Raw genomic sequence first — 17,295 nt, 5'->3', positions numbered from 1 at the left:
ATCGTGCCAAATCAGATCAAAGAGCCTTAGCGGCCCTCTGGAGCCTGCGTATTGCCCTGCTGTTGCTGCTGCGCCTGCTGCTGCTGGATCAGCTGTGCAGTGACCAGAGTCTGCTGGATCTGCTGGAAGACCTGCGCACCATTGCGGCTCGGACGGTAACCGTTTGGCGGGACGATCCCGACCGAAGGCACCTTGGTGTTGAGCGAGGTGGTGATTTGCGGAGTGATGTCGGCGCCTTCACCGGCATACTGGATCGCTTCCGGCTGGAACACGACCGCAACCTGCTGAGCCGCAGCCACTTCCTGAATCGCTGCCGGATATTGGGCGAGGATCTGCTCGACAGCGAAAATCCGGGCGTTGTTCACCTGGGTATTGATCGTCGCGATCTCGCCTTCAAGCGTTTGAATTTGCGCGAAGTTTGGCGAGCTCTGGACTGCCGGAAGCTCGGCATCGTCGAGCTGGCCGTTGCCATTCTGGTCGAAGGGCTGGAGCAGCGTGCTGAGTTCCTGCTGCTTGGTCCGGCGGGTTTCGAGCTGCGCTGCGTAAGTGGTGTTGACCTGCTGATAGGCGGTCTGCAGGGCGGTCGTGCCGAGTATTGCACGCGAAACATCTGCGGTTCCGATGCCTCCCTGGACCTGCGCGGTAGCCGGCGCGGTCATGGCAATAGCGGCAAGCGTCATGCCAGCCGGGGCGAGAATTTTCGTCATAAATTTCATTAGAACTGAGTTCCTACGTTGAACGTGAAAGTCTTGTCATCATCGCCCGCGACCTTGCGGATCGTCTGGGCGAAATCGATACGGAACGGCCCGAATGGCGAGTTCCAGTTTACCCCAATGCCTGCGGTGATGCGCGGGCTCGGCGAATTCCCGAGGAAGACCTCGCGAATTGCACTGTTGGCGCGGATGCTGGGGATGTTCGCTGTCACGCCATCGGCCGCGATCGGATTTATTGTCGCCACCTGCGTTGTGGTCGTCGTGCCATCGGTATTGGTGGTCGTCACGGTTTCGATAAAGATCGGATTCCCGTCGGTATCGAGATTCTGAATGCCGTTCGGATTATCCTGGAGGATCGGAGTTTCGACACCCCACAGAGCGCCAACATCCACCCAGACAGATGGTCGCAGGCCAAGCTCGCGCGCGCCAGTACCAAGCGGAACTTCCAGTTCGGCACGGGCAAGGTAGTAATTGCGCCCGCCGATCGCGTCATCGCGCACCGACTGGCGGTCCGTGATGGGCACACGGTTTCCGTCGCCATCGGTCACATATGGCTGCGTCAGGATACGGGGGCCTACGCCGCGAATATCGAAGCCGCGGAACTGCGGTTCGCCAAGCTGAAAGCGATCTGTGAGTAGAATATCGTCAACGCCCGGCCCGCCGCGATCGCGCAGCGGAATGATCGTTCCGCCTTCTGCCGAAAGCGAGAAAATGAAGCCGCTGTTCGCAACGTTCCAGAATTGCTGGGCGCGTCCGCGGAACCGCAGATACCGCTGGTCACCGCCAAGTCCGGCAAACTCCGAACTGAGCGACATGGTCCGGCCTCGTGTCGGGCGCAGGCGCGAATTCAGCGAATTGTAGCTGAGGCTGAGACCGACGATAGAGCTCAACCTGTCGCCAATCGCGTCGCACAAGAAGCGGCCAGCGAGCAGCGGATCGCATTCGGTGATCCCGTCGCCGTTCAGGTCGGAGAAGAACAGGTTTTCGTCGAGGCTGACCTCTTCGTAATTGAGCGTATAACTGCCGACGAGCGACATGAATTCCGTAAGCGGGACACCCACACGAACTGCAAAGCCAGTGGTCGCCTGCTCGAATGTCGTATTGCGTTCGCGGTTCTGGAAGTTGAAGCTGTTGAAATCGCGGCGATAGACGTCGACGCCCGCCGAGATGTTGCGATCGAACACATAGGGTTCGGTAAAGCTGATCTGTGCCGAGCGCGAGAATTGCGAATAATTCAGGCTCAGGCCGATGGTCTGGCCGCGGTCGCGGAAGTTCCGCTGGCGGATACTGCCTGCCAGAATGAACTGCTCGATCGAAGAGAAGCCGGCTGAAAACTGCAATTCGCCGGTCGGCTGCTCTTCAACATTTGCTTCAAGAACAATCCTGTCGGGCGCGCTGCCTTCGACCTGGTTGACCTCGAAATTCTCCTGGAAATATCCCAGCGAGTTGATCCGGGCCGTGGTGCGCTGCACGCCAAGCGAGTTGAACGCATCGCCCTCGCTGATGCGGAATTCGCGGCGGATCACCTTGTCCTGCGTCAGCGTGTTGCCGTTCACATCGACCCGTTCGACATAGACGCGCGGCGCCTGTCTGAGGATGAACGTGATGTCCATCGTCAGGTCGTCCTTGTTGCGGCTGAAACGCGGCTGCACGTCAGCGAACGCGTAACCGAAGCGACCAGCTAGCTCGGTGAGCTGTTCGACCGTGTCCTCGACAGCTTTCGCGTCGTAGAAATCGCCGGTCTGCATCGGCAACTGGGTGCTCATCACATCGCTGTCGAAATCGCGAAGCTGGCTTTCAACGTCGACATCGCCGAATTTGTAACGCTCGCCTTCCTCGACGACGTAGGTGATGATGAAGTCTTCCTGGTCCGGCGTCAGCTCGGCAACGGCTGAAACCACACGGAAATCGGCATAGCCCTCGGTCAGATAGAACTGGCGCAGCTTCTGCTGGTCGAATGCCAGACGGTCCGGATCATAGCTCGTGTTAGAGCTGAAGAACCGGTAAAAGCGCGACTGCTTCGTGACCATTTCACCGCGCAGCTCGCCATCGGAGAACACTTCGTTCCCGATGATATTGATCTGGCGAACCTTGGACTTCGGTCCCTCGGTGATCTCGAACACGACATCGACGCGGTTCTGCGGAAGCTGGACCATCTGTGGCTCCACAGTGGCAGCAAACCGGCCCTGCCGCTTATACAGCTCGACTATGCGAGCCACATCGGCGCGGACTTTCGAGCGGGTGAAGATCTGACGCGGCGACAACTTGATCTCGGGCAGGATCTTGTCCGCATCGAGCCGCTTGTTTCCTTCGAGAACAATACGGTTGATGACCGGGTTTTCGGTGACCGTGATCACCACGTTGCCGGCATCGTTGCGGATCGAGAAATTCGAGAACAGCTCGGTCGCGCCCAGATCCTTCAGCGCCTCATCAGCGGCGGCGGAGGTGTATTCCTGGCCCACGCGCAGGCGGATGTAGCTGAGGATCGTGGTCGGCTCGAGCCGCTCGGCACCGGAAACGCTGATTGTGCGAATAACATCCGCACTGGGGGCAGGTGCCGGAGCCGGTGTGGGCGCAGGCGCTGGCGCTGGCGCAGGTTGGGCAGTGGTCGCCGGCTCTGCATCCTGACCTTCGTCCTGAGCCTGGGCAGCGAATGGCACGCCAGCCAGCATTGTCGCGCCGGACAAGGCAATCGCCAGCCTGCCCGCGCGGGTAAAAGCTTTGGGAGTGGCAGGGATGCTGCCTGTCTCGCTGCGTCGATTCATGGAGTAAAAGTTCCCGTCTAACCCGTCTTTGCCACGCCCGAAAATTCTGGGCACGCCATTCCCGCGGCGTGTAGTTCGCGGTCCATATCGGTCCGTCTTTGCCTCTGCCCCATGCAGCCTTCGCAATCAAGCGGTGTCCCCGGACAATCCCGGTTCGCCCGTTTCCTTTCCCCGGCTAACTGCCGAATAACGATCCGAAGAACGCCAGCGAGGTGACATCGTTGACTGTCACAACGACCATGAACGCAAGCACAAGGAAAATGCCGGTGCGATACGCCCATTCGGTTGCTACAGGTCCAACCGGCTTCCGACGAACCGCTTCCGCGGCGTAGAACGCCAAGTGGCCACCATCGAGTGCGGGGATTGGCAAGAAGTTGATGAATGCCAAGTTAAGCGAGATCAGCGCAGCGAAATTGATAAACGCGACCAGCCCGAGGCTCATCTGCTCACCGGAATATTTGGCAATCTTTACAGGCCCGCCAAGCTCCTTGATCGAGCGTTCGCCCAATACGACCTGTTTCAGCCCGGTAAGCATCATTCCGAGCACGTCCCAGCTGTGCGCCACAGCCATAGGGACCGATTCCAGCGCGCCGACATCCTCGATGATGTATTCGCCGCCCGATGGAGCGATACCAATCTGCCCGACGATACTCGTGTTACCGAAATTATCGGTCATCTCGACCCGTTCGGTCGTCATTGGAAAATCTAGCCTGTCTCCGTCGCGCTCGGCTGTGACCACAAGGTTCTTGGACGGATAGAGGGCAATCTCGGACCTTACGGCCTCGAAATCGTCAACCGGAACGCCGTCGATTGCGACGATCGTGTCGCCGACCTGCATTCCAGCTTCGGCTGCCACGGATGTTTCCGTGAATTCGCCGATGGTCCGCGAATCCTCGGCTCCGACGATGGTCGGCTTACCGTAAAGGGCGAACAGGGAGGCGAAAATCGCGACGGTTATCAGTAGATTGGCAACCGGACCGGCTGCGACAATCAACGCTCGCTTCCACAGGGCCGCGTCCTGAAAACTGCCCCGCTCGACCGGCGCATGGGGGTCCGGGACCGATGCGGGGTTCATGTCGCCCCTGAATTGAACATATCCGCCAAGCGGCAATGCCGACAGTTTCCAGCGAGTGCCGCGCCTATCGGTGTATCCCGCCATTTCCTTGCCGAAGCCGATCGAGAATGCATCGGCCTCAACACCGAACCAGCGGCCTACGAGGTAATGGCCGAGTTCATGCAAGGTGATCAGCGGCCCGAGCAACAGCAGAAAGCCGACAAGATACATCCAGAAGGGCGGCGATTCAAACAAGGGCGGTGCTTTCCAGGGATTGTCTTGCGCGCGCTCGTGCTTCCGCATCGATTTCCAGCACATCTTCCAGAGTGCCGGGCGCAGCAGCGCTAAATTTACTCAAAGTGCTCTCCACCACTGCCGTAATACCCATGAACCCTATCTGACTGTCCAGAAACGCAGCAACTGCAATTTCGTTCGCAGCATTGAGGATTGCCGGGGTGGCGCCTCCTGCCTTGATAGCCTCGCGGGCAAGCCGGGTGGCCGGAAAACGGGCCTCGTCCGTGGGAAAAAATGTCAGCTCGCCAATGCCCGCAAGATCGAGCGGCTCTAAAGGTGTGTCCATTCGCCGGGGCCAAGCGAGGCACGACGCAATGGGCACGCGCATGTCCGAGGGGCCAAGCTGCGCGAGCGTCGAGCGGTCGCGGTATTCGACCATCGAGTGAATGACGCTTTGCGGGTGAACGACGATCCGCAGCTTTTCGAGCCCGACCGGGAAGAGATGATGTGCCTCGATGAATTCGAGGCCCTTGTTCATCATCGTTGCCGAATCGACGCTGATCTTTGCTCCCATCGACCAGTTGGGGTGCGCGACCGCCTGTTTGGGAGTCGCAGCCTGCAATTGCTCGGGCGTCCATGTCCGAAACGGGCCTCCGCTCGCAGTAAGCGTAATCCGCGCGACATCCTTGAGATCGTTACCGGCGAGGCATTGGAATATCGCATTGTGCTCGCTGTCCGTCGGAAGCAGCGTCGCGCCGTGGTGCGCGACCGCTGCGGTAAGCACCTCGCCTGCGGATACGAGCGCTTCCTTGTTCGCAAGTGCGATAGTACCGCCGCGCTCTACCGCCGCCATTACTGGACCGAGCCCCGCGCACCCGACAATTGCAGCCACGGTGATGTCGACCGGACGAGCAGCCGCTTCACACAGCGCCTGCGCGCCGCCAGCCGCCTCGATATTGCTGCCTGCCAGAGCCTCGCGCAGATCGCCCAGGCAGCCCTCATCTCCAACGACGGCAAGCCTTGCTCCGAATTCGCGGGCGAGCTTTGCCAGCTCCTTAGCCGAGCAATTCGCGGTCACCGCCTCTACCCGCCAACGGTCGGAATCGCGGCGAGATCAGGTCGAGGGTCGAGGCGCCAATCGAGCCGGTGGCACCGAGGATGGTGATCGAACGAGTCATTCCGGCATCATCCTATCAGAATTCGCGTGACGAACAGCACCAAGAAAACGGCAAGAAACCCGTCGAGCCGGTCGAAGATGCCGCCATGTCCGGGGATCAGGTTGCTCAGAATCTTTCCGCCCTGCCCGGCGCTTCATCCAGCTTTCGAAGAAATCGCCTGTTTGCGCTACGACCGCGACGACAATTCCGGCGACGATAGCTGCGAGCACGTTCGCGATTTGCACGCCGTCCGGCGCCGGATTGCCGAAATGGCCCGCATCCGGAAAAGTATACAGAACGCCGAGCGCAACAAGGCTTGCCGCGACTGCCCCGCCGCCCAGCCCTGCCCACGTCTTGGATGGGCTGATCGAAGGGGCGATCTTCGGCCCGCCGATGGCGCGGCCGGCGAAGTAGGCGCCCACATCGACCGCGATCACCGGCGCAAGAAAGCCAAGCGCGAAGAATAGCGGAACATAACTGTTGCGTGCCTCGACCATTGCGAATGCTGCCGCGCTGACATAGGCGGCGCCAAAGAAAAGCCACGTCACCTCGGCCAGGCCCGATACCTCGAAACCGCGCACAAGCCGGTTCCACTCCCACAGGGTCAGGCCAGCCAAAAGGATAACTAGGCCGGACCACCACCAGCCGCCGAGCCAGACGGCGACCGAGACTATGGCGACCATCACAATGCCGGAGACAAACCGGATCGGCAGGTCTGCGAGCCCCTTAACCGTTTCCTTCGCCCGCTGCCGTTTCGAAAGCGCCTTATCTTCCGCCATAGCGACGCTCCCGCCGGGCAAAATCATCGAGTGCCTGAGCGAGATGCTCGGGCTTGAAATCGGGCCATAGCGTGTCGACGAAAAGCATTTCTGCATATGCCGCCTGCCACAGCAGGAAATTCGAGAGGCGAATCTCGCCGCTGGTGCGGATCAGCAGGTCGAGCGGCGGCAGATCGTTCGTATCGAGCTGTGCCTCGATCCCCTCAGCGGTAATCTCGCCATGCTCTGCAGCCTTCGCCGCAGCGCGCGCAATCTCGTGCTGCGCACCATAATTAAGTGCCACCGCAAGCATCCTCGATCCGTTCGCGGTCTGCGCAAGCGCGTCTTCGAGCATGGCGACAATATCGGGAGCGAGCGATTGCCAGTCGCCGATGATCTTGAGCTTCACGTCATTGGCGATGAATTCGGGCAGGTCGGATTTAATGAACTTGCGCATTAGATTCATCAGATCATCGACTTCGTCTTCGGAGCGCTTCCAGTTTTCCGAAGAAAACGCGTAGAGCGTCAGACAGTCGAGCCCCGTTGGCTCCAGCCCGCGCACCAGCCGCCGCACCGCCTCGACACCGCGCTGATGACCGATCGAGCGCGGCAGGCCGCGCTTCTTCGCCCAGCGACCATTACCATCCATTATGATGGCTACGTGACGCGCACCCGCCCCATTCGAATGGGCGCCAGCGTGTCCGTCAGACTGAGCGGGCATGTCGCCCATTGGCTCTCCCTGCCCCCGCACGCATCACTGCGTCAGGATTTCCTGTTCTTTCTTGGCCGCTGCGTCATCGGCTTCGGCGACGTATTTGTCGGTAAGCTTCTGGACCTCGTCTTCCATACGCTTGCGATCGTCCTCCGAGATGTCTTTCTTCTTCTCGTCGGTCTTCAGGTCTTCCATCCCGTCGCGGCGGACGTTGCGGATCGCGATCTTGGCCTTTTCCGCGTATTGGCCGGCAAGCTTCGCCAGTTCCTTGCGGCGCTCTTCGGTAAGATCGGGCATGGGCAGGCGAACCGTCTGGCCGTCGGTCATCGGGTTCAGACCCAGATTGGCCTTGGTAATGCCTTTCTCAACCGCGGAGACATTCGTCTTGTCCCACACCTGCACCGCCAGCATGCGCGGCTCTGGCGCGTTCACGGTGGCCACCTGGTTGAGCGGCATCATGGACCCGTAAACCTCGACTTGCACCGGATCCAGCAAGCTGACATTGGCCCGGCCCGTTCGCAGGCCCGAAAGGTCACTCTTCAGCGCCTCGACCGCGCCGTTCATCCGGCGCTCGATATCTGCCTTGTCGTATTGCGGCATGGATTACGCTTCCTTCTGTACAATCGTCTGCGTGCCTTCGCCCGCGAGGACGGTGGCAACGTTGCCTTTTTCTCGAATTGAAAACACCACTATCGGAATGTCGTTCTCGCGGCAAAGCGCAACCGCTGTTGCGTCCATGACCTTGAGATTGTCCGACAGGACACGGTCGTAAGTGATGGTTTCGAAACGGGTCGCCTCGGGGTAAATCTTGGGGTCGCTATCATAGACCCCGTCCACGCTGGTTCCCTTGAGCAGCGCATCGCACCCCAATTCAGCGGCGCGCAAAGCGGCGCCCGTATCTGTGGTGAAGAACGGATTGCCGGTGCCTGCTGCGAAGATCACGATGCGGCCTTTTTCAAGATGCCGCTCCGCCCGCCGGCGAATGTAAGGCTCGCACACGGTGCTCATCGGGATCGCCGATTGCACGCGCGTCTGCGCGCCGAGCTGTTCGAGTGCATTCTGCATCGCTAGCGCGTTCATCACGGTTGCGAGCATCCCCATGTAATCGCCCGTCGTGCGGTCGAGGCCGCGCGCCGCGCCTGCAACGCCGCGAAAGATATTGCCGCCTCCAATCACGAGACACACCTCAAGACCGGTTTCCTTCGCCGCCTTCACCTCTTCGGCAAGGCGCGCGACATAGGCTGGATCAATCCCGTATTCCTGTTCGCCCATCAAAACTTCTCCCGAGAGTTTGAGGAGGACGCGCTTGATTTCGGGAATGGGCATACTTATCCAAATTCCAATTGGTGTTTCCAGACGGCGGTTCCCTTAGCCGCAAAGCGAATACACGCAAAGGGAAAGGCAAGCGAACGTGTCCACGCCTCTGGCTGATTTTCTTGCGCCGATCACGCCGGAAGCCATCCTCACACACCGCGATCGCCGCAAATTGCCGCTTCAGGCCGGTAAGTGCACCCGCTGGGATGGCGATCTGTTTTCGTGGGACAGGCTTTGCGCGATGGCGGCTGATGCCAACGACTTGGGCGAGGTTAGGATATCATCGAACCGCAACTTCATCCCGCTGGAATTCCTGCAGACGGACGGCGACCTCGACCGAGAAAAGCTGGGCCGCGTGATAGACCGCGGTGCAAGCGTCATTATGGAATCCGCACACCGATTCGACGATCATTTGGCGGCGATTGTGCGCGATTACCTGAACCGGTCCGACAAACCGGTGAGGGTCGGCGCAATCGGATCGACCGGCAAGTCGGGCGCGCTCATCCGTCACGCCGATCCGATCGATCTTTTTCTCGTGCAGATCGAAGGCGCCAAACGCTGGCGTATCTTCGCCCCGGAAATCGATGCCGAAGGCAAGGATGGTCAGGCTGGCAAGGAAGCCAACCCGGTTTTCGAGCATACTTTGCAAGCAGGCGAGTTTCTTTTCGTGCCAGCCGGCATGCCGCATGAATGCGACACGGTCGGCGGCAGTTCGCTGCATCTCGGCCTCGGTTTTTGTGCACTGAATTATGATGTCTGGGGCTGATCGCGCGGCGATGCCGGTCAGGCCCGGTCGGAGGCTTGGCAGAGCATTGGCGATACTATTGCTTGCGGCGTTTGCGGCAGGCGTAGTCTTTGCCGGGAAGGCGTGGAGTGACACGCTGCGCGATCCCGTGGTCCAGCACTTCGCGATTTCAAGCTCAGCCCTTCCGTCCGGTTCGTCCTCGGTGACAATTGCCTTTGTTGCCGATATCCATGTCGCCGGTCCGGATATGCCGCCGGAAAGGCTCGCGCGGATCGTAGGGCAAATAAACGCGCTGCAACCGGACCTGGTCGCCATTGCAGGTGATCTCGTCAGTGAAAAGCGCACCGCCACGAAGATCTACAGTGCGAAGGAGATCGTGGATCCGCTTGCCGCGCTCGAGGCAACCTATGGTGTGGTCTTCGTGCCGGGAAACCACGAATACTGGTATGATTGGCCTGCGCTTTCTGGCCAGCTTGGTCGGCACGATCAAATCACTGTGCTCAGAAACCAGGCGGCGCAATTTGGCCCGATCGCAGTTGGCGGGGTCGATGATGATTTCACCAAACGGGCTGATTTGGACGCGACCTCGGCCGCGATGGAGCCGCTTACTGGACCGCGCGTGGTCCTGACCCATAGTCCCGATGTGTTTCCGCAGGTACCGGTTGATGTCGATCTTATACTCGCGGGGCACACCCATTGCGGACAGATCGCCTATCCCTGGGGCGGAGCCCCAGCGACGATGTCGAATTATGGCAACCTGTATGCCTGCGGGATCATGGAGCAGCACGGCAAGACGCTGGTGACCACGGCGGGTCTCGGGACAAGTCTCCTGCCGATCCGGCTCTTCACGCAGCCGGAAATTTGGCTGATCGAGATCCGGCCCGCCCCATGAAATGATCTGAACGCCCGATTGTGCTACAACACGATGCACATCGTGCTTCTCGGGGGTAACATGAGACAAGTAGCAATCATCGCCGCACCCATCTTGCTCGCATCTTGCGGAAGCGACACCGCATCTCTGGACGAAGCCGGTGGGGCAAGCTCGGCGAGTGAAGCCTCATCCGAAACCAGCGCCGTCGCCGATCGCGGGGAAGCCGCAAAGCGCCGCGAGACCATGATCGCGACATGGGGAAGGCAATTCGAACTGAGCGAGGAACAGGCAGGCTGCCTCGTCGATAATGTGCCCTGGAAGGACCTGATCGCAGCCGAACAGACACCGCAGACAGTCGCCGCAATTACCGGTTGCGGTACCGATCCAGCGAAGTTCGAAGGCTACGGTCAGATCAAGTAGATCGTGCAAAAAGAAAGGCCGCCGCAGCGTTTGTTGCTGCGACGGCCCTTGATCATTCGAAGCTGAGGGAAGCTTAGCCGCCAACAGCAGCTGCGACTTCTGCTGCGAAGTCGCTCTCTTCTTTCTCGATGCCTTCGCCGAGCTGGAAGCGAACATAGTCAACGAGCTTGATCGTGGCGCCAGCTTCGTTCGCAGTGCGCGCGACGTACTCTTCCACGGTTGCCTTGCCATCCTTGACAAAGATCTGGCTGAGCAGCGCGTTTTCCTTGGCGTATTTCTTGACCGCGCCTTCGACCATCTTTTCCTGCACATTCTCAGGCTTGCCGCTTTCGGCAGCCTTTTCCTGTGCAATGGCGCGCTCGCGCGCGATCACGTCGGCGTCGAGGCCGTCGGCGTCGAGCGCCTGCGGGAACATCGCAGCGGCGTGCTGCGCAATGTCCTTGCCAAGCGTCGCAAGGACGTCGTCGCTAGCATCGCCTTCGAGAGCGACCAGGACGCCGATCTTGCCGAGACCTTCTGCAGCGGCGTTGTGGACATAGGAGACAACAGCGCCGTTGCCGACCGAAACGGTCTTCATGCGGCGGATCTGCTGGTTCTCGCCAATGGTCGCAACATTGTCGGTCAGCTTGTCGGACACGGTGCCGCCATCGGGATAGCTCGCAGCCTTCAGCGCTTCGACATCGTCATTGCCGAGCGTAAGGGCGACATCGGTGGTCTTGCGGACGAAATCCTGGAACTGATCGTTCTTCGCAACGAAATCGGTTTCGGAGTTCACTTCGACAGCAACGCCCTTGGTGCCCTCGACAGCGACACCGACGAGGCCCTCTGCCGCGGTACGACTGGACTTCTTCTGTGCAGTAGCGAGGCCCTTGGCGCGCAGCGCGTCGACAGCGGCTTCGATGTCGCCGCCTGCTTCGGTCAGCGCCTTCTTGGCGTCCATCATGCCCGCGCCAGTTTTCTCGCGCAGGGTCTTCACATCGGCGACGGTGAAATCGGCCATTTTTGAATTCCTTCAAAGATTTGAGGCGCCGGGCCTTCTAGGGATGCCCGGCGCGCTAGTTTGCGATTGTGACGCGCGATTGACGCGCATCCAACAAAATCAAGTTCAGGCTTCGGCTGCGACTTCCGCCGGTGGCTCTGCCATGGCGCCAACGTCTTCGCCCGAATCGGCTTGTGCGCCGCCCTTGCCGGCATTCGCTGCATCGCCGATTGCCTGGCAATAGAGGCGAACCGCGCGGCTTGCATCGTCATTGCCAGGAACAGGGAAAGCGATACCGGTCGGATCGACATTGGTATCGAGCACCGCGATCACCGGAATGCCGAGCACGGCTGCTTCCTTGATGGCGAGGTCTTCCTTGTTGGCGTCGATCACGAACATCACGTCCGGAATGCCGCCCATGTCGCGGATGCCGCCAAGCGACAGTTCCAGCTTCTCACGCTCACGCGTCAGCTGCAGGACTTCTTTCTTGGTGAAACCGCCGGTTTCGCCCGAAAGCTGCTCTTCAAGGGTCTTGAGACGCTTGATCGAACCGCTGATGGTCTTCCAGTTGGTCAGCATGCCGCCGAGCCAGCGGTGATTGACGAAGTGCTGGCCCGAGGCGCGAGCTGCTTCAGCAATCGGCTCCTGCGCCTGACGCTTGGTGCCGACAAACAGAACCTTGCCGCCCGAACGGACAGTCTGCTCGACGAAATCGAGAGCGCGCGCGAACAGCGGCACGGTCTGCGACAGGTCAATGATGTGAACACCATTGCGGTTGCCGAAAATGTACGGCTTCATCCGCGGGTTCCAGCGGTGGGTCTGGTGGCCGAAATGTGCGCCGGCCTCAATCAATTGCTGCATTGTGACGGTAGTGGCCGCCATAGGTAATTCCTTTCCGGTTAGTCCTCTGGAAGGCTTGGAACCGCTGGCGGAGATCCCGCTGGCAGCACCGGTGTGAAGCGCCTTCCATGTGAATTTCGCTGAATCAGCCGGGCGGAGTGCCCCGCGTTTTCAGCGAGGCCGCGCAATTAGCGACGGCTTGCGCAGAAATCCAGTCTTTTCGAAGAAAATGGCCTGCCTGCTCAATTTTCCGCTTGACCTGCTGGAACATATAAGGAACATAGGTTGAAGAACAAAGATAGTACGGACATCTACTGATGCAGTCCAGCGTTTTGATCTGGCTGCGTCGATAGCGAAGGGGAAACGGCCATGATCACAGCGACGCTCACCATTCTGGTAACCGTAATTGGCATCGCCACCGCTTTGACACTGATCGATTGCGGGCTGCGCGCCAGCAGTGCCTACGCGTCGCTCAAACGGCAGACCGCTTTGATGAAGGCGGGTTTCGTCCCGCAGGTTGAGGCTCAGATTGTCAGGGTTCGACCGGCCGCGCCGCGGGTTTCGACGGGAGCTACTCGTCCGTTTGCGACTCGCTTGCCGCGCCGTGGGAGAGCGCCTGCCCGCCTGCTCGGCGCCGCTTGATCCTGCCATACTTGATCAGCGCATAGGGCATGAGAGCGAGATAGACTGCGCTGAGGGCGGTCAGCGACCACCACGGCTCCAGCAACAACGCTGCAAATGCTAGCGTCATCAGCGCGATCAACCACAGCCTAATACCCCGGCGCGGACGTATCGCCGCCCAGCTCAACGTTGCCATGTTGGAAATCAGGAGCACAGCGATCAGGCTGATCCAGATCGAAAGAAAGATCGGATCGCGGAACAGTTCCACCCCCGTTTCCTGCCAAAGATAGAACGGTGCAAAAGCCAGTCCAGCGCCCACAGGAGCCGGGACACCAGTCAGGAAGCCTGCCGATTTGTGCGGCTGCTCATCGACGTCTATCTGCGCATTGAAACGGGCAAGTCGCAGCGCGCAGCAAATGGCGAAGGCAAGCGCCGCGAACCAGCCGAAACGGTCGAGCTCCTGCAATGACCACATGTACAGGATGAGCGCGGGGGCCATCCCGAAAGAAAGCGAGTCCGCAAGACTGTCCAACTCGGCACCAAACCGGGATTGCGCGTTCAGCAACCGAGCTATTCGTCCATCAAGCCCATCGAGAACCCCGGCCAGGATCACTGCAAGAATGGCAAAAGCCCACTGCCCCTCGACCGCGAACCGAATTCCGGTCAGCCCCGCGCATAAAGCTGCGGTACGTAATCGCATTGGGCAACATCGCGCGTAGGCTGAGTGGACGCGCTTCGCCTACGCGTTCCGCGTCATCGTCCTCAGCCGCTTTGGGACCGAGCCTGGCGCCGGACGGATTGGCGGGATTTCTGACTGACGGTTTCTTCAAAGCGCGGTCTTGGCTGGAGGCATCATTGCGAGATGCCTTCCAGCAAGCTCTGTGTGCCGAGCTCTGCCAGGATCGTCTCACCGGCGATACAGCGCTGTCCGAGCAAGACTTTCGCATCAGTACCTGCAGGCAGATACACATCGACCCGGCTGCCGAACCTGATCAGGCCAACCCGCTGTCCCTTGGCGACGGTATCGCCGGGCTTCACAAATGGAACGATCCTCCGCGCGACCAGTCCGGCAATCTGGGTGAAGCCGATTGCCTTGCCGTCATTGCGCTCGACCAGGATATGCTGGCGCTCGTTTTCTTCGCTTGCCTTGTCGAGGTCGGCGTTCACGAACTTGCCTGGAATGTAGACGAGACGCCGAATTGTCCCGGCAATCGGCGCCCGGTTGATGTGAACATCGAACACGCTCATGAATATCGAAATGCGTGTGACGGGGCCGTCGGGAAGGCCGGGATGCCCCGATCCGTCATCGACCTGCAATTCAGGCGGCGGCTCGACGGTGGTGATGAGCGACACCACCCCGTCCGCCGGAGCAACAATCGCATTATCCGCCTGCGGCACGACTCGCTCCGGGTCACGGAAAAAGGCGAACACGCCTACGGAAAGCATCAGCAGCGGCCAGCCGATGATCTCCCAGTCGAAGATCAACAGCGGTACTAGGCTGATAGCGACCGCGATCACGCCATATTTGCGTCCTTCGGGGTGGATCGGCGGCCAGCTCCAGCCAGCATCGCCGCGCCCCTGATTATCGAGAATTTCACCTGCCATACGCTCGCAGATAGGCAGCATAGCGCCTGCTCGCAAGCGAACAGAGCCTTTCATGCGCAGCAAACTCTTCAATCTTCAAGCAATTGAGCCATTCGCCCGGGCCATCGGCAGACCAACGCCCTTTCGGTCATTATTCACGTTTTAGTGAGACGTTTACCGTAATCAGGCCCTCGAAACCCACACATGCGACGAGCAACCGCAATGAATCCCTCCGCAGAAACATCGCTGGAAGCCGTGAACGAGAGTTCGCAGCAGCGCTGGCTGCGCGAAGTTCCGATCTACGTCGTCGGTATCGCGCTGATGTCGCTGTGCATCGGACTACTCGCGTCGCGCGGAATCAATCCGAGCCTCGGCGGTGCCGTGGTCAATGTGCAGATTTTCGGCTTGTTCGTGGTCCTGCTCGCATGCTTCGATGCAAGCCGCGAACTCTATCGCCATCGGCCCGACAGCCCGATTGCGCATTTGAAAGCGCGCTATTCCACGCCCCGGTTCAAGCAGGTGGTTTATGCCGGGCTGCCAATGCTGGGCGTTGCGGTGATCCTGCTTCCGTTCTTCTCGAAAATGAAGTCAGCGATCCCGCTCTTCAACGATTACACCTGGGACGAGGCTTTCATTCAATGGGACCGCGCAATCTTCTTCGGATACGACGCCTGGGAGGTTTTGCAGCCGGTCCTGGGATTCCCGATCGTCACGGCGTTTCTGGCGCTCCTGTACCAGCTCTGGTTTCTGCTGCTCTATCCCGGCGTGATGTATTTCGCCTTCGCGAAGGTCGACAGCCAACTTCGCCGGCAGTTCTTCCTGTCATATGTGCTGAGCTGGACGTTGATCGGGGGAGCCATGGCGACCTGGCTTGCGTCTGTCGGCCCGTGCTTTGTCGGCCCACTATTCGGTGATCCGCATTTCGATGCCCAGATGGCGTATTTAAATGCAGCGAATGAGCAGGTTCCGGTCATGACCTTGCGTGTGCAGGGCCTGCTTCTCGAATGGTATGGAACAGCAGAGAACGGGCTTGGAAGCGGGATTACTGCCATGCCCAGCATGCATTGCGCAATAGCGTTTCTTTACTGGATAGCGGTCCGCCGCATCCATGCCGGTTGGGGCGCGTTCTTTGGCGTGTTCTTCTTCATTACGTGGATCAGTAGCGTCCACCTCGCCTACCATTATGCGGTGGACGGTCTGGTTTCGCTGATCGCTGTTGCGGCGATCTGGTGGGTATCGCAGCGGATCATCACCGCATGGGATGCCGTGCTGGCGCGTCAGGCGACCTTGCGCACGAATACCGTCCCGGCGGAGTAACCGGCACCGAAGCTGCAGATCAGCCCGGTATCTCCTCCTTTCAGGTCATCGCTGTTCAAGTGAAACGCGATGATCGATCCCGCGCTCGACGTGTTGCCATAGGTATCGAGGACCGTCGGGCTCTCGTCATCATCGGCTTCGTGGCCGAGCACGCGCTGCGCAATCAGGCGATTCATCCCGGCATTGGCCTGGTGGAGCCAGAGGCGGCGCAAGGTGGCCGGGTCCATCTGGAGCTTTTCCGCTTCGTCGATAATCATCTGCGCGACCATCGGGACAACTTCCTTGAAGACCTTCCGGCCTTCCTGGACGAAAAGCTTGTCTGCGTTCTCAGCCGTCTGTGGATGTGCGCGATTGAGAAAACCGAAATTGTTGCGGATGTTGTTCGAGAAGACCGTCTTGAGCTTGGTGCTTAGGATATCCCAGTGCTGCTCGGGCGCCATCGCTGCGTCCTCCACCAGCACGGTACCGTTGCGACATCGCCAAAAATGAAGTGGCTGTCGCGGTCCCGCCAATTGAGGTGACCGGACGTGATCTCCGGGCTAACGACCAGCACGCTCTTGGCATTTCCTGCGCGCACGTAATCAGCGGCGGTCTGAATTCCGAAAGTGGCCGAAGAACACGCAACATTCATATCGAAGCCAAAGCCGTCGATCCCCAGTTCCTGCTGAATTTCAATCGCCATAGCCGGATAGGCGCGCTGCATGTTCGATGCTGCGCACAGCACGGCATCGACATCCTCGGCCTTCCGCCCCGCCCGCTCGAGCGCCTGCCGCGCAGCGATCACACCGATTTCGGCCATGATCGAAATTTCGTCATTTGAACGCTCATCCCAGCGAGGGCTCATCACATCTGGATCGAGCACCGGCTCTTTCGCCATCACGTGCCGCGACTTGATCCCGCTCGCCTTCTCGATGAATTCGACCGAGGAATGCTGGAGCGCCTCGACATCTCCCGCTGCGATTTCCTCCGCATGGCGATCATTGTGGCGATTGACGAATTCATTGAAGCTCTCGACCAGCTCCTCGTTCGAGATCGATGCCTCGGGCGTGTAGAGGCCGGTCGCGGAGATTACAGGGCGATGGGTGGGTTGCACGGTCTGCATGGCCTTCTTTCATTGGGGGATGCGGGCAATAATACCCTCCCTCACCCCCGGCAAGGGCAAGCAGGAGCGCGCTGTGCATACAGCCCGGCGAAATTACGGTACGAAATTT

14 protein-coding genes and 3 pseudogenes are annotated in these 17,295 nt (G+C 59.7%); 4 read left to right on the top strand and 13 right to left on the bottom strand.

Annotation, left to right across the window (positions count from 1 at the left end):
- Positions 1–26: 26 nt before the first annotated feature.
- From AC0L39_RS06420 to pyrH, 8 genes and pseudogenes are all read right to left on the bottom strand, one after another.
- On the bottom strand, positions 27–716 hold the full coding sequence (locus tag AC0L39_RS06420; protein WP_473261670.1) for an OmpH family outer membrane protein: 690 nt from the start codon (positions 714–716) through the stop codon (positions 27–29).
- Positions 716–3,478 (bottom strand): outer membrane protein assembly factor BamA, encoded by a 2,763-nt coding sequence (gene bamA, locus AC0L39_RS06415; protein ID WP_473261668.1) that lies wholly within the window; start codon positions 3,476–3,478, stop codon positions 716–718. The genes AC0L39_RS06420 and bamA overlap by 1 nt, the downstream gene beginning before the upstream one ends.
- Positions 3,479–3,653: 175 nt before the next feature.
- Positions 3,654–4,787 (bottom strand): RIP metalloprotease RseP, encoded by a 1,134-nt coding sequence (gene rseP / locus AC0L39_RS06410; RefSeq protein WP_473261666.1) that lies wholly within the window; start codon positions 4,785–4,787, stop codon positions 3,654–3,656.
- Positions 4,780–5,944 (bottom strand): annotated as a pseudogene (gene dxr / locus AC0L39_RS06405) (1-deoxy-D-xylulose-5-phosphate reductoisomerase). The gene rseP and the pseudogene dxr overlap by 8 nt, the downstream one beginning before the upstream one ends.
- On the bottom strand, positions 5,941–6,702 hold the full coding sequence (locus AC0L39_RS06400; RefSeq protein ID WP_473261664.1) for a phosphatidate cytidylyltransferase: 762 nt from the start codon (positions 6,700–6,702) through the stop codon (positions 5,941–5,943). The pseudogene dxr and the gene AC0L39_RS06400 overlap by 4 nt, the downstream one beginning before the upstream one ends.
- A complete protein-coding gene (uppS, locus tag AC0L39_RS06395) occupies positions 6,689–7,411 on the bottom strand; it encodes a polyprenyl diphosphate synthase (protein ID WP_473261663.1) in 723 nt (240 codons plus the stop codon). The genes AC0L39_RS06400 and uppS overlap by 14 nt, the downstream gene beginning before the upstream one ends.
- 24 nt (positions 7,412–7,435) lie before the next feature.
- Positions 7,436–7,993, bottom strand: a complete 558-nt coding sequence (gene frr / locus AC0L39_RS06390; protein ID WP_473261662.1) for a ribosome recycling factor — start codon at positions 7,991–7,993, stop codon at positions 7,436–7,438.
- Between the two features lie 3 nt (positions 7,994–7,996).
- The gene (pyrH, locus tag AC0L39_RS06385) at positions 7,997–8,719 is read right to left on the bottom strand and encodes a UMP kinase (protein ID WP_473261661.1); all 723 of its coding nucleotides are present in this window, start codon (positions 8,717–8,719) and stop codon (positions 7,997–7,999) included.
- Between the two features lie 85 nt (positions 8,720–8,804).
- Between pyrH and AC0L39_RS06380 the strand changes: the two genes are divergently transcribed.
- Genes AC0L39_RS06380 through AC0L39_RS06370 form a run of 3 tightly spaced genes read left to right on the top strand, consistent with a single transcriptional unit; the run spans position 8,805 to position 10,743 of the window.
- Positions 8,805–9,473, top strand: a complete 669-nt coding sequence (locus AC0L39_RS06380) for a JmjC domain-containing protein (RefSeq protein WP_473261659.1) — start codon at positions 8,805–8,807, stop codon at positions 9,471–9,473.
- Positions 9,474–9,531: 58 nt separating this feature from the next.
- Positions 9,532–10,344 (top strand): metallophosphoesterase, encoded by an 813-nt coding sequence (locus AC0L39_RS06375; protein ID WP_473261657.1) that lies wholly within the window; start codon positions 9,532–9,534, stop codon positions 10,342–10,344.
- A 60-nt stretch (positions 10,345–10,404) separates the two neighbouring features.
- Positions 10,405–10,743, top strand: a complete 339-nt coding sequence (locus AC0L39_RS06370; RefSeq protein ID WP_473261656.1) for a hypothetical protein — start codon at positions 10,405–10,407, stop codon at positions 10,741–10,743.
- 73 nt (positions 10,744–10,816) lie between these two features.
- Here AC0L39_RS06370 and tsf read toward each other — a convergent pair whose 3' ends face one another.
- The 4 genes and pseudogenes from tsf to AC0L39_RS06350 form a co-directional block, all read right to left on the bottom strand.
- The gene (gene tsf, locus AC0L39_RS06365; RefSeq protein ID WP_473261654.1) at positions 10,817–11,743 is read right to left on the bottom strand and encodes a translation elongation factor Ts; all 927 of its coding nucleotides are present in this window, start codon (positions 11,741–11,743) and stop codon (positions 10,817–10,819) included.
- Between the two features lie 105 nt (positions 11,744–11,848).
- On the bottom strand, positions 11,849–12,604 hold the full coding sequence (gene rpsB / locus AC0L39_RS06360; RefSeq protein ID WP_473261653.1) for a 30S ribosomal protein S2: 756 nt from the start codon (positions 12,602–12,604) through the stop codon (positions 11,849–11,851).
- Between the two features lie 529 nt (positions 12,605–13,133).
- Positions 13,134–14,013: pseudogene (locus tag AC0L39_RS06355) on the bottom strand (CDP-alcohol phosphatidyltransferase family protein).
- 22 nt (positions 14,014–14,035) lie between these two features.
- On the bottom strand, positions 14,036–14,788 hold the full coding sequence (locus AC0L39_RS06350; RefSeq protein WP_473262302.1) for a phosphatidylserine decarboxylase: 753 nt from the start codon (positions 14,786–14,788) through the stop codon (positions 14,036–14,038).
- A 201-nt stretch (positions 14,789–14,989) separates the two neighbouring features.
- Here AC0L39_RS06350 and AC0L39_RS06345 point away from each other — a divergent pair, with 201 nt between their 5' ends.
- Entirely contained in the window at positions 14,990–16,084 is a 1,095-nt protein-coding gene (locus AC0L39_RS06345) for a phosphatase PAP2 family protein (protein WP_473261651.1), read from the top strand.
- On the opposite strand, the pseudogene AC0L39_RS06340 reads toward AC0L39_RS06345, so the two are convergent.
- A pseudogene (locus tag AC0L39_RS06340) lies at positions 16,045–17,186 on the bottom strand (beta-ketoacyl-ACP synthase III). The gene AC0L39_RS06345 and the pseudogene AC0L39_RS06340 sit on opposite strands and share 40 nt — an antisense overlap.
- Between the last annotated feature and the right edge of the window lie 109 nt (positions 17,187–17,295).

The sequence above is a fragment of the Erythrobacter sp. K21-9 genome (assembly GCF_055808355.1).
This window is presented reverse-complemented; position numbering and strand designations above follow the sequence as displayed.